Raw genomic sequence first — 14,260 nt, forward strand, 5'->3', positions numbered from 1 at the left:
GTCGCCGGCTGCGCGGTCAGTGCCGGTGGGACGGGTCGACGCAGTGGAAGCCGGCGGCGGTGGCCGGGTCGCTGTGGCCGTCGTAGCGGCTGACCTGGGGATAGGTGCACAGGTTGCGGGTGACGGACTGCCCGGCGGCGTTGGTGAGGGTGGCGGGCAGGGTCTTGGGCGCCTTGCCGTGCTCGACCCAGGCGGTCACCGCGGCGAGGCCGTCGGTGGTGCCGTCGATGCCGTTGAGTCCGCAGTGGCTGGTGCCGGGTGCGAGGAAGAGGCGGTAGAAGTCGCCGGTCTTCGCCGCGCCGCCGGTCTTCTGCTGGACCTGGTGGAGGTACTGCACGGTGCCTTGCGCGGGGATGTACTGGTCGGCCTCGCCCTGCCAGGTCAGCAGCTTGCCGCCGGCGTCGCGGAAGGCGGTCAGGTCGGGGTCGTCGGTGCCGATCACCTGGTCGTACTCGGCCTCGGACTGCCGGAAGAGCTGGGTGAACCGGCTGTAGGTGATGGTGGACAGGTCCAGGGAGGGGTCCTTCGCCACCCACAGCTGGACCCAGGCGGCGGGCACCTGGAAGGGCGCGCCCTTGACGTTGCCGTCGGCGTCGGGCGCGGTGACACCGGCCAGGCCGCTGATGTCGGCGCCGATCGGGGTGCCGGCCCACAGCTTCCGGCCGGACGTGGTGCGCGGGCCGTCCCAGATCTTCCGGACGACGGTGGCGTCGGCGGCGGTGACGGTCAGGTCCTTGCCGTCGCATGCGACGGTGGTGCCGATCAGCGTGCGGGGGTCGAAGTCGCAGCGGTCGGGGTCCTCGACCAGGCCGTCCTGGACGCCGTCCAGCTTGTCGCAGGCCTTGACCGCGGCCGAGGTGAAGGCGTTGAACTCGCAGGCGGTCGGGTAGGTCTTCTCGTTGTTCATGACGACCTGCGGCCACAGGGTGGCGACTTCGAACTCGTCCCAGTTGACGGCGGGCGCGTCAGCCACGATGCCGTCGTAGTCGTCCGGGTAGCGCTGGGCCTCCATGTAGCCCTCGCGCCCGCCGGTGGAGCAGCCGGTGAAGTAGGAGTAGGCCGGGCCCTGGCCGTAGACGCCGTTGACGACTTCCTTGCCGACGACCGACGCCTCGTGCTGGGAGCGGGAGGCGAAGTTCTCCAGCAGGGCGGTGTTGACCTGGCCCTTGCTGTTCAGGGCCCAGCTGGTGTCGAGGGCGTCGCCGACGCCGGCGTCGGTGCTGACGGCGGCGTAGCCGCTCTTGACGGCGTCGGCCAGGCCGACGCCGTTGTCACCGGCGAGGAAGGCGCTGCCGCCCAGGCCCTGGAAGCGGCCGTTCCAGCCGGTGGCGGGCAGCCAGGTCTGCACGGTGGCGTGGTCGCCCTGGCCGGGGTGGGTGAGGGTGACGGTGACCTGGCAGTAGGCGGGGACGTCCGTGGCGGTGCCGCCGAGGACGCCGGTGCCCTGGACGGTGCCGCCGGCCCGGCTGACCGCGGTCACGGACTCGACCCTGGTGCCCGAGGGGGCCTTCACCGACGGTGCGGTGCAGCTGAACGCGGCGGGGACGGTGCTGTGCCGGGGCGTGGCCGACGCCGTCGGCAGGTACACGCCCGCCGCGGCCAGGGGTACGCCGGCCGCGAGGAGGGTCAGGAGTCGTTTCAAGGGTTTCTCCAAACAGTGAGTGTGCACCTGGGTGTGCGGCCCGGGGCCGTCTTCGCCGAAGACCGATCAGACCGTATCACCGCTTTGAGTGGTGACGAAAGACGGATCGGCGCGGGGTAGTTCGCGTCCGTCGGGACGTGGACACACGTGTGTTTTGCGGAGGACATGTGACCCCGCGGCCCCGCGGGGTGCGCCGTCCACCGGTGGAGATCCGGAAACTGCTAGACTTCGCGGCAGGTAGATCCACGAGTCGAGGAGTCACGAACGTGGCGGGTGAGGACGACATCTCCGGGTGAGCCCCGGACCTGACGGCCATCGGACGCGCTGAGCGCGCCTTCCTGGTGGCCTGGTTTGTCGTATCTCGTCTCCCCCATCTGCCCAGGGCGGAAGTCTGCCTTCTGCCCGCAAGCCGTCGAGGTCACCTCCATGTCCGACGCGTCCATCGTCTGCTCAAACCTCTCCTTCGCCTGGCCGGACGACACCCCCGTCTTCCACGAGCTGTCCTTCACGCTCCCGGCCGGCCGCACCGGCCTGGTCGCCCCCAACGGCGCCGGCAAGTCCACCCTGCTCAAGCTGATCGCCGGCCGGCTGCGGCCCACCGCCGGCTCGGTGACGGTCAACGGCACGCTGGGCTACCTCCCGCAGTCCCTGCCGCTCACCGGCGGCCTGACCGTCGCCGAAGTGCTCGGCGTCGCCGACGCGATCCGCGCGCTGGACGCCGTGGAGTCCGGGGACGTGAGCGAGGAGCACTTCACCGCCATCGGCGACGACTGGGACATCGAGGAGCGCACCCGCGCCCAGCTCGACCGCCTGGGCCTTTCCGGCCTCGCGCTGGACCGCACCCTGCACACCCTCAGCGGCGGCCAGATCGTCTCGCTGGGCCTGGCCGCCCAGCTGCTCAAGCGCCCCGACGTGCTGCTGCTCGACGAGCCCACCAACAACCTCGACCTGCCCGCCCGCCACCACCTCCACGACGTGCTCGCCGACTTCTCCGGCTGCCTGCTGCTGGTCAGCCACGACCGCGCCCTGCTGGACCGCATGGACCGCATCGCCGAACCGGGCAGCAGTGAACTACGCCTGTACGGCGGCGACTTCACCGCGTACGAGGAGGCGGTGCGGGCCGAGCAGGAGGTCGCCGAGAAGAACGTCCGCAACGCCGAACAGGACCTCAAGCGCGAAAAGCGGGAGATGCAGCAGGCCCGCGAACGCGCCGAGCGGCGGGCGAGCAACGCCGCGAAGAACCTCAAGAACGCCGGGCTGCCCAAGATCTTCGCGGGCACCATGAAGCGCGGCGCCCAGGAGGCGGCGGGCCGCTCCGGCACGCTGCACGCCTCACGGGTCGGCGAGGCGAAGGCCCGGCTCGACGAGGCCGGCCGCGCCCTGCGCGACGAGCAGCGCCTGACCCTGGAGCTGCCCGACACCCAGGTGCCGGCCGGGCGCAACCTCTTCCTCGGTACGGCGATGCAGGTGCGGCTCGGCGAGCGGGACGTCTTCGCGCCCGGCGGCGTCGACCTGACCGTCCGCGGCCCGGAGCGCATCGCGCTGGTCGGGCCCAACGGCGCCGGGAAGACCACCCTGCTGCGGCTGGTCACCGGCGAACTCGCCCCCGGCAGCGGGGAGATCCGGCGCAACGACGGCCGGATCGCCTACCTCTCCCAGCGGCTGGACCTGCTGGACGTGGACCGCACCGTGGCGGAGAACTTCGCGGACTTCGCCCCCGCGCGGCCCGAGGCGGAGCGGATGAACCTGCTCGCCCGCTTCCTGTTCCGCGGCGCGCGCGCCCATCTGCCGGTGGGTGTGCTCTCCGGCGGCGAGCGGCTGCGCGCCACCCTGGCGTGCGTGCTGTGCGCGCAGCCCGCGCCGCACCTGCTGCTGCTCGACGAGCCGACCAACAACCTCGACCTGGTCAGCGCCGGCCAGCTGGAGGGCGCGCTCAACTCCTACCAGGGCGCCTTCCTGGTGGTCAGCCACGACGAGCGGTTCCTCGCCGCGATCGGGGTGGACCGGTGGCTGCGTCTGGCCGGCGGGGCGCTGACGGAGGCGGCCGCGCCCGAGGTGTGAGCCGCCGGTGTGCGACCGGGCCCGCGTGCGAGGCTCCACGCCCCGCGGGCCGCCCCCGACCACTTGGAACGGTTCCCGCCATGCCCCATCCTGCCCTCATCGCCGACGGCCTGGTCCGCGTCCTCGGCGACCGCCGCGTCCTGGACGACGTCTCGCTGACCGCCTCCCCCGGCCACCGGATCGGCCTGATCGGGGAGAACGGCGCCGGGAAGTCCACCCTGCTGCGGCTGCTCTCCGGTGCGGACGAGCCCGACGCGGGCAGCGTCACCCGCCCCGCCGACCTCGGCTTCCTGCACCAGGAGATGCCGTACGACGCCGCCACCGCGGTTGCCGCGGTGCTCGACGACGCGCTGCGCGAGGCCCGCGAGGACCTGGCCGTGCTGGACCGGCTCGGCGCGGAGCTGGCCGCCGTCCCCGAGGGCGACGCCCGCCACCAGGTGCTGCTGGACGCCTACGGCAGGCGCCTGGAGCAGGCCCAGGACCGGGAGTCCTGGGACGCCGACCGCCGCGCGGCCCTGGTGCTGGAGGGACTGGGCCTGGGCGCGCTCCCCCACGACCGCACGCTCGGCTCGCTGTCCGGCGGGCAGCGCGGGCGGCTGGCGCTGGCCGCGCTGCTGGTGCGGCGGCCCTCGGCGCTGCTGCTGGACGAGCCGACCAACCACCTCGACGACGGCGCCGCCGCCTTCCTCCAGGAGCAGCTGCGCGCCCTGCCCGGCGCGGTGGTGCTCGCCAGCCACGACCGGGTGTTCCTCGACGCGGTCTGCACCGACCTGGTCGATCTCGATCCGGCGGTGGCCGGCCCGGTCCGCTTCGGCGGCAACTACAGCGCCTACCTGGCCGTCCGCCGCGCCGAACGGGCGCGCTGGGAGCGCCGGTACGCCGAGGAGCAGCAGGAACTGGCGCGGCTGCGGGTCTCGGCGGAGGTGACCGCGCACCGGGTCGCGCCGGACCGCGGGCCGCGCGACCACGAGAAGATGGGGTACGGCCACCGGGCCGGCCGGGTGCAGAGCCAGGTCTCGCGCCGGGTGCGGGACGCCGCGCGGCGGCTGGCGGAGCTGGAGCGGGCCCAGGTCGCCCGGCCGCCCCGGCCGCTGCGCTTCGCGGCAGCCGCGCTGGCCGCCACCGCCGGGCCGGACGCGGGGCCGGCGGTGGCGCTGCGCGAGGTGCGGGTGCCGGGGCGGCTGGCGGTGGCGGCGTTGGAGGTGCCGGCGGCCGACCGGCTGCTGATCACGGGCGGCAACGGGGCGGGCAAGTCGACGCTGCTCGCGGTGCTGGCCGGGCAGCTGCTCGCCGAGGGCGAGGTGCGGGCGCGCCCGGGGCTGACGGTCGGGCTGCTCACCCAGGACACCTCCTTCGCCCGGCCCGACCGCACGGCCCGGGACACCTACGAGCGGGCACTGGGTGCGCGGCGGGCGCAGGAGGTGCCGCTCGCCGCGCTGGGCCTGATGCACGCGGCGGATCTGGACCGGCCGGTGGGGCAGCTGTCCGTCGGGCAGCGCAGGCGGCTGGCGCTGGCGTTGCTGGTGGCGCGCCCGCCGCAGTTGCTGCTGCTGGACGAGCCGACCAACCACCTTTCGCCGCTGCTGTGCGACGAGTTGGAGGCCGCGCTCGGGCCCGGCCCCGGCGCGATCGTGGTCGCCAGCCACGACCGCTGGCTGCGCGGCCGGTGGCGGGGGCGCGAACTGCGCCTGGCGCAGGGGCACGTGGTGTATGAGCAGCCGGCGCGGGAGCGGGAGCGGGAGCGGGAGGCGGAGGCGGGCTCGGGGGCGGGGTCGGAGCGAACGTCGGCGCCAGCGGCGGGGTCGGAGTGAGCGGCGGGCAGCCGGGCGCAGCAGCGCGGCCATGACCCGGCGGAAGACGTCGGTGAGGACGTCGCGTTGCGCACCGGCGTCGTCCGGCGGTTCGGAGCGCGGGGCGGCGAGGAGGAGGAAGAAGAAGCGGAGGCCGGCGGTGAGGCGCTCGACGTCGGCGGCGACCGCCTCGATCGGGTGCAGGCCGGTCAGCTCGTGTCCGCGCGCGCCGCGCAGGACGTACCGGGCCCCCGGGGGTTGGGTGCGGCGGGGTCCGGGCAGCCGGCCGGCGGTTCCCGACGACGCCTGCCGATGTGGCGGCGGGAGGTGTGCGCCGCGTCGGCCAAGTGGCCGTAGGGCGGGCGGTGGGGCCGCCCCGCCTGCGGGCATCACCGATCGGACCAGTGATGGAGCATGCCTGATAGCGTCCCTCCATGACGACGGAGCCGCCGCCGCAGCAGGCCGTGCCCACCGTGCGGCAGAAGATCGTGCTGGCCGCCGCGCACCTGCTGGAGGCGGAGGGGCCGGAGGCGGTCTCGGCGCGGGCCGTGGCCGCCCGCGCGGGCGTGCCGACGCCGTCGATCTTCCGGATCTTCGGGGACACGGACGGGCTGCTGGAGGAGGTCGCCGAGCACGGCTTCCGGCACTATCTCGCGGCGAAGGCCGAGGTGCTCGCCGGGTCCGACCCGGTCCAGGCACTGCGGGACGCGTGGGACCTGCATGTCCGCTTCGGCCTGGACCACCCCCGGTACTACGCGCTGGTCTACGGCCAGGTCCGCCCCGGTCACCTGCCGCGGGCCGGGCTGCGGACCGCCGCCAGGCTGCGCGGGATGGTGGCGCGGGTCGCCGCCGCCGGGCGGCTGCGCACGAGTGTCGAGTCGGCGACCCAGGTGCTGCACTCCGGCGGGGTGGGCACGGTCCTGACGCTGACCGCCCTGCCCGAGGACGAGCGCGACCTCAGGATCTCCGCCGCGTCCCGCGAGATGGCGCTCGCCGCCCTCACCCTGCCGCCCGCCGCGGCCGGTGCCGCCGCCGGTGTCACCGCCCCCGGCGGCGCGGTGGCGTACGGCGCCAGGGCCCTGACGGCCGCGCTCGGGCGGGAGGGCACCGAACTCCTCAGCGCCGCCGAGCGGGCCCTGCTCGCCGAGTGGCTCGACCGGTTGTCCGGCGCGCACCGCTCGGCCGGCTCCTGACCTGCGGCCTGCGCCCGCACCGCGCCGCCGTACGCTTCTGCCGCATCCACGGCCCCCCGGAGCCGCTTCCGGACCGCGCCCGCTCATGGGCCCGAGCCCAGCCAGGAGCCCCGCCCCATGCAGACGTTCACGCCGCCGCGGCCCCCGGCGTACCGGGCCGCGCGACCGCGCGAGAAGAGCGCCCTGCTCCTGTCGCACGTCCTCGCGCCGGCCAACCTGGTCATCGCGCTGCTGCCGCTGATCGGCTGGCACAGCACGCGCAGTTGGCAGGGCGCCGCGTGGGGCCTGCTCGCGACGGTCTTCTGCGGGGCGGTGCCGATCGGCATCGTGGCCATGGGGGTGCGCCGCGGGGCGCTGACCGACGCGCACATCCGGGTCCGCCGCCAGCGCCTGGTGCCCATGGGCGCGAGTCTGCTGTCCGTCGTGGCCGGAATGGCGCTGCTGTACGGGGCGCACGCGCCGCGCGCCGTCCTGGCCCTGGTCGTCTCGATGCTCGTGGGCCTGGTGCTGTCCCTGGCGGTCACGGCCTGGTGGCAGATCTCCCTGCACAACTCGGTGGCGGGCGGCACCGTCATCGTCCTGGCCCTGGCCTTCGGGCCGGTGGTGCTGGCGGTCGCGGTGGTGGGCGCCGCGGCGATCGGCTGGTCGCGTCTGGCGCTGCGCGCCCATACGGTGGCCCAGGTCGTGGCCGGGACCGCGCTGGGGGCCGCCTCGGGCCTGGTCTTCGCGCTGCTGCGCTGAGCCTGGGCGCAGGCGTGGGCATGGGCGCGAATATGTGTGCACATGTGCGGGGGGACGGCCCCGGCACACCTGGGTGGCCGCCGTTGTCGGGGCCGCGTACGACAACATGTCACCCGCGGTTAGGGTGTGCCCATGACTTCTGCGCACAAGGGCCTCGTTCTCGATTTCGGCGGGGTGCTGACCACGCCGCTGCTGCCCTCCGTCCTCGCCTTCGAGCGGCGCGAGGGGCTGGCCGAACACGCCGCGGTGCGGGTGCTGCTGGGCGACGCGGAGACGGTGCGGCGCACCGAGGCGCTGGAGCGCGGGGCGCTCACCCAGGCCGAGTGGAACGAGGGCGCCGCCGCGCTGCTGGGTGTCCCGCCCGCGAACCTGCTGGGCCGGCTCTTCGCAGACCTGCGTCCGGAGGCATCCGTCATCGCCGCGGCGGCGGCCGCCCGGGCGAGCGGCAGTTGCGGCGCATGAGGGAAGTCCAGGGCTGCTCATATGTTTCTCGGCCCGGGTGCCCCGGAAGTGTGCCCGGTCCGGCACGGCGGGTGCCCGTGCGCTTGCCCGCCGGTGCACGGCCGGTACGCCGAGCGCCGGGCGGCCGGTCCGGCCCGGCTGAAGATCGCCGGCGACGGCACCACCGCCCTGTTCGAGCCGCCGGTGCCGCCGTCGGCCCAGTGGCTGCGGCAGGCCTGCGCGCGGGTGCCGCCCGGGCAGGAGGGGGCCGTACTGGGCTGGGACGCGTTCGCCGCGGGCCAGCTCACCGACCCGGACGTGTCGGCCGGCTGAGCGCTGCCACCGCGGAACGGTCCGGGAGGACCGGACGGTAGGTGTGAGTGCGGTGTCGAAACCCCGTATTTGCCACCCATGACGGGTGCGGGAATGATAGGTGGATGCACATGGGCGCCTGTTCCCACGGCCCCGGCGTCAGCGCGCTCGCCGGCGTGGAGCTGTCGGCCCGGGTACTAAGCGCAGCCCATCCACGCCAAGGGAGTGAACGGCCGTGACCAGCCAGTCCGCCTCCACACTCCGATCGCGGTACGTCGAGCAAGCCGCGTCGGACCTGGAAGAAAACCGCCGAGTGCAGCACGAACTGGCCGAGCGGATCAAGGTGTTGCGGCAGGAGGAGGCGCTGCTGCTCGACATCCTCACGCTCGCCGAGCGGCTGGGCCCCTCGGCCGAGTCCGCTCCGCTACCGGAACAGGCGCACGGCGAGGCCGAGTTCGCCGTGCCCGCGGAGAGCCCTGCGCCCGCGGAGAAGCCCGCACCGGCTGCGAAAGCCGCACCTGCTGCGAAGGCCGCGCGGGCGGGCGGGACGTCGGGCGGCGGGGCCGGCCGCGTCAGGCGGGCCGCGAACCGGCCGCTCCTGGGCGACCTGCTGACGCAGCTGCTCGGTACCTACCAGGAGCCGCGGCTGGCGAAGGAGCTGCGGGAGGAGCTGATGGCGAAGCACCCGGAGCGCACCCCGACTCCTCAGGTGGTGCGCAACACCCTGGAGGCGCTGGTGGCCAAGGGCCGTATCCGCCGGCACAAGCAGCAGCGCTCGGTGATGTACTCGCTGGTGCCTTCCGCGCGGTCGGCCGCCGCCGCCAAGAGCTGACCTTCTGCCCCGGCGCGGGGCGGCAACGCCAGGCGTCAGGCCACGGAGACGTGGACGGTCACGGGCACGTTGCCGCGGGTGGCCTTGGAGTACGGGCAGATCCGCTCGGCGGCCGCCGCCAGTTCCTCGGCCGTGGCCTGGTCGACCCCGCCGAGGAAGGGGTTCAGCACGGCGGTGAGGTGGAACTCGCCGTCGTCGCCGTGCACCAAGGTCATCTCGGTGGTGATGTCGGTGCTGGTGAGCTTGATCTTCCGCTCGGCCGCCGCGCGGCGCAGCGCCCCGAGGAAGCAGGCGCCCCAGCCCGCCGCGAAGAGCTGCTCGGGGTTGGTGGCGCCGCCCGCGCCGCCCAGCTCCTTGGGGTGGGCCAGGCTCGTGTCGATCAGTCCGTCCTCGGAGCGGACCTTGCCGCCGTTGCGGCCCTCGCCGGTGACGGTGACGCGGGCGGTGTAGGTGACGGTCATGGGGTTCCCATCTGCGTATGTGTGTGAGCAGGGTGCGTCGTCATATGTGCTCGCATCGGCGGGATTTTATCACCGGCTCAAGCAGTGACGTCACTCTGACATCGATCACGTCACCCGTCAATACGGTGACGCGCGGGCGGGGTCGGCACAGGTTCCGGGCGCGGGGGTATGGTCCCCTGGTGGCCTCGGCCATGCGCGGCGCGCGGGCGTCCGCGCAGATCAGCACCGTCACACCGTCACGAAAGCGCGCCGGCCGGGTCCGGCCGCGGCAGCGGAGAAAGGCACGCGAGCACATGAGCGGCACCGTCAGCTACACCGTCCCCGGCATGCGGATCAGCGAGCAGTCCGTCGAGGTGCCGCTGGACTGGTCCGATCCGGCCCGCGGCACGATCGAGGTGTTCGTCCGGGAGATCGTCGACCCGGCGCGGGCCGGTGAGGACCTGCCGTGCCTGGTGTACCTCCAGGGCGGGCCGGGCGGGAAGGGGCCGCGCCCGGTGGACCGGGGCGGCTGGCTGGGGGTGGCGCTCGAGGACTACCGGGTGGTGCTGCTCGACCAGCGCGGCACCGGCCGCAGCAGCCGCGTGGACGGCCGCCGGATGGCCGCGTTCGCCTCGGCGCAGGAGGGCGCGGACTACCTGGCCTGCTTCCGCGCGGACGCGATCGTCGCCGACCACGAGCATGTCCGCAAGACCCTCTACGGCGGCCGGCGCTGGTCCACGCTCGGCCAGTCGTACGGCGGATTCCTCACCATGAGCTACCTCTCGCGCGCGCCCGAGGCGCTGAGCGCCTGCTACGTCACCGGCGGGCTGCCCGCGCTCGAACCGTCGGCGGCCGAGGTCTACCGGCGCACCTACCCGCGGGCGGCGGCGAAGAACGCGCTGCTGTACCGGCGCTACCCGCACCTGGTCGAGCAGGTCGCCCGTGTCGCGGACCGGCTGGCGGCGGGCGGGGTGCTGCTGCCGGACGGCGACGTGCTGACCGTCCGCCGCTTCCAGTCGCTCGGCGTCGACCTCGGGATGAAGCCCGGGCACGAGCGCCTGCACTGGCTGCTGGAGGACGCCTGGAGCGGCGGGGAGCTGTCGGCGTCCTTCCTGCACCAGGTGCTGGCCCGCACCTCCTTCACCGGCAACCCCCTGTACGCGGCGCTCCAGGAGAGCATCTACGGCCACGGGCCGGGGCCGACCGGCTGGGCCGCGCAGGCCGAACACGCCCGCCACCCGCACTTCGCCGAGGACGCCCGGCCGCTGCTGTTCACCGGCGAGATGATCTACCCCTGGATGTTCGAGGAGATCGCCGAGCTGCGCCCCTTCCGCGCGGCGGTCGAGTTGCTCGCCGCGCGCGAGAGCTGGCCGCCGCTGTACGACGCGCCGCGCCTGGCCGCCAACGAGGTGCCGGTCGCCGCCGCCGTCTACCACGACGACCTCTACGTGGACGCGCAGTTGCAGCTGGACACCGCGGCCCGGGTGGGCAACGCCCAGGCGTGGGTGACCAACGAGTACGAGCACGACGGCGTCGGCGACCAGCGGGTCTTCACGCGGCTGCGGGAGCTGGTCCGGCAGACCGGCGGCGGCATCGCCGGCTGACCGCCGCGGGCGATCCTTTTGGATGACGCGTCACCCATATGGGCGGGGTACGGCACGGTCCGAGCCGCGGTTCGGCGCCCCGGTCGGGGCGGGGCTTCAGCGGTCGGTGCCGGCCTGGTCGATGACCGTCTCGCAGATCTCGGCGAGCATCGTGACCTGGCCGGGCGTCAGGTGGTCCAGCAGCAGGCGCCGGACGTCCTCGACATGGCGGGGGGCCGCGGCCTCGATCGCGGCGCGCCCGGCCGGGGTGATCGCGACGTAGGCGCCGCGGCCGTCCTCGGCGCAGTCCTCGCGGGCGAGGATGCCGCGCTTGGCCATGCGGCCGAGGTGGTGGGAGGTCCGGCTCTTCTCCCACCCGAGCACCTTGGTGAGTTCGGCGATGCGCAGCCGGCCGCCGGGCACGCGGCTGAGCTCCGCCAGGACGGAGTAGTCCGACCCGGACAGCCCGAACTCGCTCTGCATGACCCGCCCGGCCTCGCCCACCAGCAGGTCGTGCATGCGCAGCATGCCGCGCCAGGCCCGTTCCTCGACCGGGGTGAGCCAGCGGGGTGCGGTGTCCATGGACGCATCGTACGAGAAACGCGGTGCCACCGGTGGCCGCCGGCGGGCGTCAGACCTGGTTGGCGCCGCCGTCGACGTACATCTCGGTGCCGGTGACGAAGCTCGACTCGGCGGTGGCGAGGAAGAGCGCGAGGCTCGCGACCTCCTCGGGCCGGCCCATGCGGCCCAGCGGCACCCCGGCGGCCAGCGCCTCGCGCAGTTGGGCGGCCTGCTCCTCGTCGGGGGCGAGGCCGTTGACGCCGGGCGTGGTGATCGGGCCGGGGACGACGGTGTTGACGCGGATGCCGCGGCCGCGCAGTTCGTTCGCCCAGGTCCGGGCGAAGGAGCGGATCGCGGCCTTGGAGGCGGCGTAGACGCCGAACGCCTCGCCGCCGACCGTGGCGGCGGCGGAGCCGGTGAGGATCACCGAGGCGCCGTCGGCCAGCAGCGGCAGGGCCTTCTGCACGGTGAAGAGGGTGCCCTTGACGTTGGTGGCGAAGGTCGCGTCGAAGTGCTCCTCGGTGACCTCCTCCAGCCTGGCGAACTCGCCGCCGCCGGCGTTGGCGAACAGCACGTCGATACGGTCCCCGGCCTCGGCGACGGTGGCGTAGAGGCGGTCGAGGTCCGCGAGGTCGGCGCTGTCGGCGCGCACGGCCGTCACCTTCCCGCCGATCTGCGCGGCCGCCCGGTCCAGGACGTCCTTGCGCCGCCCGGTGACGTACACGTGCGCGCCCTCCCGGCTGAAGCGCTCCGCGGTGGCCAGCCCGATGCCGGTGGTGCCGCCGGTGACCACGACCGTCTTGCCGTCCAGCTGTCCCATGACGCACTCCCTTGTCTGTTCAGGTCCCACCAACCCTAAGCAGAGGTGGGTGACACGTCAACCAAATCTGGACGGCGCCGGTGCCAGGTCACCAGAGAGGCGGCTACATGTCGGGGAGGCCGTGGCGCTTGTAGATCGCCTGGCCGCAGATGCTGGTGCCGTTGTCGGTCTGCCAGGTGTGGGAGTCGGTGCAGGCGCCGCCTGGGACCGCGCCGTCGTAGACGTCGGTGAGGCGGACGATGTACTGGTAGTCGTCGGGGATGCCCGCGTCGCAGGGGGTGGCGGCGTTGAAGTAGATCGACAGCGAGTCGCCTTTCTTCTCGGCGTACATGCACTGCCCGGTCACGTAGTTGCGGTTCAGGCAGAGATCGGTGTCGGTGTCGTCGTCGTTGCTGTGGTACCAGGTCATGTCATCGTCGTCGCCGCACTCGTCGGACGCGACGGAGGTGACGACGTAGTAGGCGCCGGGGTCGGAGCAGTCGGTTGTCTCCGGAGTGGACGGGGTCCAGTCCAAGTCCTCGTCGTTGTAGTTGCTCAGGCAGTCGTCGGCGGTGACGGCGCCGAACGCCTCGTCCTCGGCGCTGAGCGGGGGGACGGTGTCGGTGGGGTCCGCTCCCCCGCTGTCACTGCTGTCGCCGCTGTCGTACGCGTCGCTGTCGTCGTAGGAGCCGTCGTCGCCGTACGAGCTGTCGTCGCTGGTGGTGGCGGTGGTCCGGGCGGTGTCGGTCGTGCTGTGGGAGCCGCTGTGCGCGGCCGCGACCGCGATCAGCACGACGAGCGCCACGCACGCGGCGATGGCCACCAGCCACCGCTGGACCGTCGCGTTGCCGCCGGAGAAGGCACCGGGCGGACGTACGGTGCCTGGCGCCGGGACCGCCGGCGGCTGCGCGGCCGGGGCGGGCGGCCGGTTCGGCGTGGCGGCGCCGGAGGACGGGACGGTGGCGGGAGCGGTCGACGCGGTGGCGGCGGTGGCGGTGAGTTGCTCGGCCCACGCGCCCGGGCTGGGCCGCCGGGCCGGGTCGGGGTCGAGCCCGGCGCGGGCGAGTTCGGCCAGCGCGGGGCTGACCGCGGTGAGCACGGCGGGGTCGCGGGCGGTCTGGTGGCGGGCGAAGAGCCGGACGGCCAGCAGCGCCAGCTTGTGCACGTCGCTGGTCCGGGTGGCCTTCTCCTCCCCGGCGGGGACCTGCCAGTCGGGGGTCTCGGCCTGCGGCAGCACGCTGGCGCCGCGCAGGCGCATGGCGTCGCAGTCGATGAGGAAGCACTCGGGCCGCGGGTCGGTGGTGAACAGCAGGTTCTTCGGCGAGAGGTCGCCGACGGTGATGCCGATCCGGTGCAGCCGGTCCAGGGTGGCGGCCAGGTCGGCCAGGAGCAGCAGCCGGTCCCGCTCGCTGATGGTCAGGCCGATCCGGGCCACGTAGCCGTCGTCGTTGAGCAGGTACTCCAGGTTCGCCAGGCGCGAGCCGCCCGCGGCGGCGCCGGCCATGCCCCGGTAGGCGAAGCGGAAGCGGTCGGGCACGGCGCGCATCAGGAACCCGCGGGCGCGGCCGTCGCGTTCGACGACCGCGGCGGGCCAGGCCGCCTTGCCGCACAGCCACCGCGCGTCGGCGCCGGACAGCTCGCGCAGCAGGCCGACCTGCGCCGCCAGCGCGTCGGCGTCCAGGTCGGGCAGCACGGCCGCGGCGTACTCCTTGTACACCACGTCCCAACCGCCGTCCGGGGCGTGCTTGTTGATCCTCCGGCCGGGGACCTCGTACACGGTTCCCTGGCCGCCGGTGCCCAGCCGCTCGGCCAGGACGAGGGTGCCGTGGTCGACGGCGGGCTTGCGCTCCTCGCTCATCGCGGTG

At 74.2% G+C, this 14,260-nt stretch carries 14 protein-coding genes; 9 read left to right on the forward strand and 5 right to left on the reverse strand.

Annotation, left to right across the window (positions count from 1 at the left end):
- Positions 1-16: 16 nt before the first annotated feature.
- Positions 17-1,642, reverse strand: coding sequence for a tannase/feruloyl esterase family alpha/beta hydrolase (locus AC3EVP_RS22580; RefSeq protein WP_435132329.1), 1,626 nt, complete (start codon positions 1,640-1,642; stop codon positions 17-19).
- Between the two features lie 426 nt (positions 1,643-2,068).
- On the opposite strand from AC3EVP_RS22580, the gene AC3EVP_RS22585 reads away from it, so the two are divergent.
- The 8 genes from AC3EVP_RS22585 to AC3EVP_RS22620 all read left to right on the forward strand — a co-directional run bounded on the left by AC3EVP_RS22585 (position 2,069) and on the right by AC3EVP_RS22620 (position 9,012).
- Complete coding sequence (locus tag AC3EVP_RS22585; RefSeq protein ID WP_435132332.1) at positions 2,069-3,703, forward strand: ABC-F family ATP-binding cassette domain-containing protein; 1,635 nt, start codon at positions 2,069-2,071, stop codon at positions 3,701-3,703.
- An 80-nt stretch (positions 3,704-3,783) separates the two neighbouring features.
- The gene (locus tag AC3EVP_RS22590) at positions 3,784-5,514 is read left to right on the forward strand and encodes an ABC-F family ATP-binding cassette domain-containing protein (RefSeq protein ID WP_435132335.1); all 1,731 of its coding nucleotides are present in this window, start codon (positions 3,784-3,786) and stop codon (positions 5,512-5,514) included.
- 66 nt (positions 5,515-5,580) lie between these two features.
- A complete protein-coding gene (locus AC3EVP_RS22595) occupies positions 5,581-5,850 on the forward strand; it encodes a hypothetical protein (RefSeq protein WP_435132338.1) in 270 nt (89 codons plus the stop codon).
- Positions 5,851-5,927: 77 nt separating this feature from the next.
- On the forward strand, positions 5,928-6,686 hold the full coding sequence (locus tag AC3EVP_RS22600; RefSeq protein ID WP_435132341.1) for a TetR/AcrR family transcriptional regulator: 759 nt from the start codon (positions 5,928-5,930) through the stop codon (positions 6,684-6,686).
- 117 nt (positions 6,687-6,803) lie between these two features.
- Positions 6,804-7,427, forward strand: a complete 624-nt coding sequence (locus AC3EVP_RS22605) for a hypothetical protein (protein WP_435132343.1) — start codon at positions 6,804-6,806, stop codon at positions 7,425-7,427.
- Positions 7,428-7,559: 132 nt separating this feature from the next.
- Positions 7,560-7,889: a hypothetical protein gene (locus tag AC3EVP_RS22610; protein WP_435132346.1), complete on the forward strand. Its 330-nt coding sequence runs from the start codon at positions 7,560-7,562 to the stop codon at positions 7,887-7,889.
- Positions 7,890-7,982: 93 nt separating this feature from the next.
- Complete coding sequence (locus tag AC3EVP_RS22615; RefSeq protein ID WP_435132348.1) at positions 7,983-8,201, forward strand: hypothetical protein; 219 nt, start codon at positions 7,983-7,985, stop codon at positions 8,199-8,201.
- A gap of 214 nt (positions 8,202-8,415) precedes the next feature.
- Positions 8,416-9,012 (forward strand): hypothetical protein, encoded by a 597-nt coding sequence (locus tag AC3EVP_RS22620; protein WP_435132351.1) that lies wholly within the window; start codon positions 8,416-8,418, stop codon positions 9,010-9,012.
- A 35-nt stretch (positions 9,013-9,047) separates the two neighbouring features.
- On the opposite strand, the gene AC3EVP_RS22625 is transcribed toward AC3EVP_RS22620, so the two are convergent.
- Entirely contained in the window at positions 9,048-9,473 is a 426-nt protein-coding gene (locus tag AC3EVP_RS22625; RefSeq protein ID WP_435132353.1) for an Ohr family peroxiredoxin, read from the reverse strand.
- 293 nt (positions 9,474-9,766) lie between these two features.
- On the opposite strand from AC3EVP_RS22625, the gene AC3EVP_RS22630 reads away from it, so the two are divergent.
- Positions 9,767-11,056: an alpha/beta fold hydrolase gene (locus tag AC3EVP_RS22630; protein ID WP_435132567.1), complete on the forward strand. Its 1,290-nt coding sequence runs from the start codon at positions 9,767-9,769 to the stop codon at positions 11,054-11,056.
- A gap of 96 nt (positions 11,057-11,152) precedes the next feature.
- On the opposite strand, the gene AC3EVP_RS22635 is transcribed toward AC3EVP_RS22630, so the two are convergent.
- The 3 genes from AC3EVP_RS22635 to AC3EVP_RS22645 all read right to left on the reverse strand — a co-directional run bounded on the left by AC3EVP_RS22635 (position 11,153) and on the right by AC3EVP_RS22645 (position 14,253).
- Positions 11,153-11,617 carry a MarR family winged helix-turn-helix transcriptional regulator gene (locus AC3EVP_RS22635; RefSeq protein ID WP_335979304.1) on the reverse strand — a complete coding sequence of 155 codons (465 nt, stop codon included), beginning with the start codon at positions 11,615-11,617 and terminating at the stop codon, positions 11,153-11,155.
- A 49-nt stretch (positions 11,618-11,666) separates the two neighbouring features.
- Positions 11,667-12,416, reverse strand: coding sequence for an SDR family oxidoreductase (locus AC3EVP_RS22640; RefSeq protein WP_335979302.1), 750 nt, complete (start codon positions 12,414-12,416; stop codon positions 11,667-11,669).
- A 103-nt stretch (positions 12,417-12,519) separates the two neighbouring features.
- A complete protein-coding gene (locus AC3EVP_RS22645; protein ID WP_435132356.1) occupies positions 12,520-14,253 on the reverse strand; it encodes an LppU/SCO3897 family protein in 1,734 nt (577 codons plus the stop codon).
- Positions 14,254-14,260 lie beyond the last annotated feature (7 nt).

The sequence above is a fragment of the Actinacidiphila sp. bgisy144 genome (assembly GCF_057708105.1).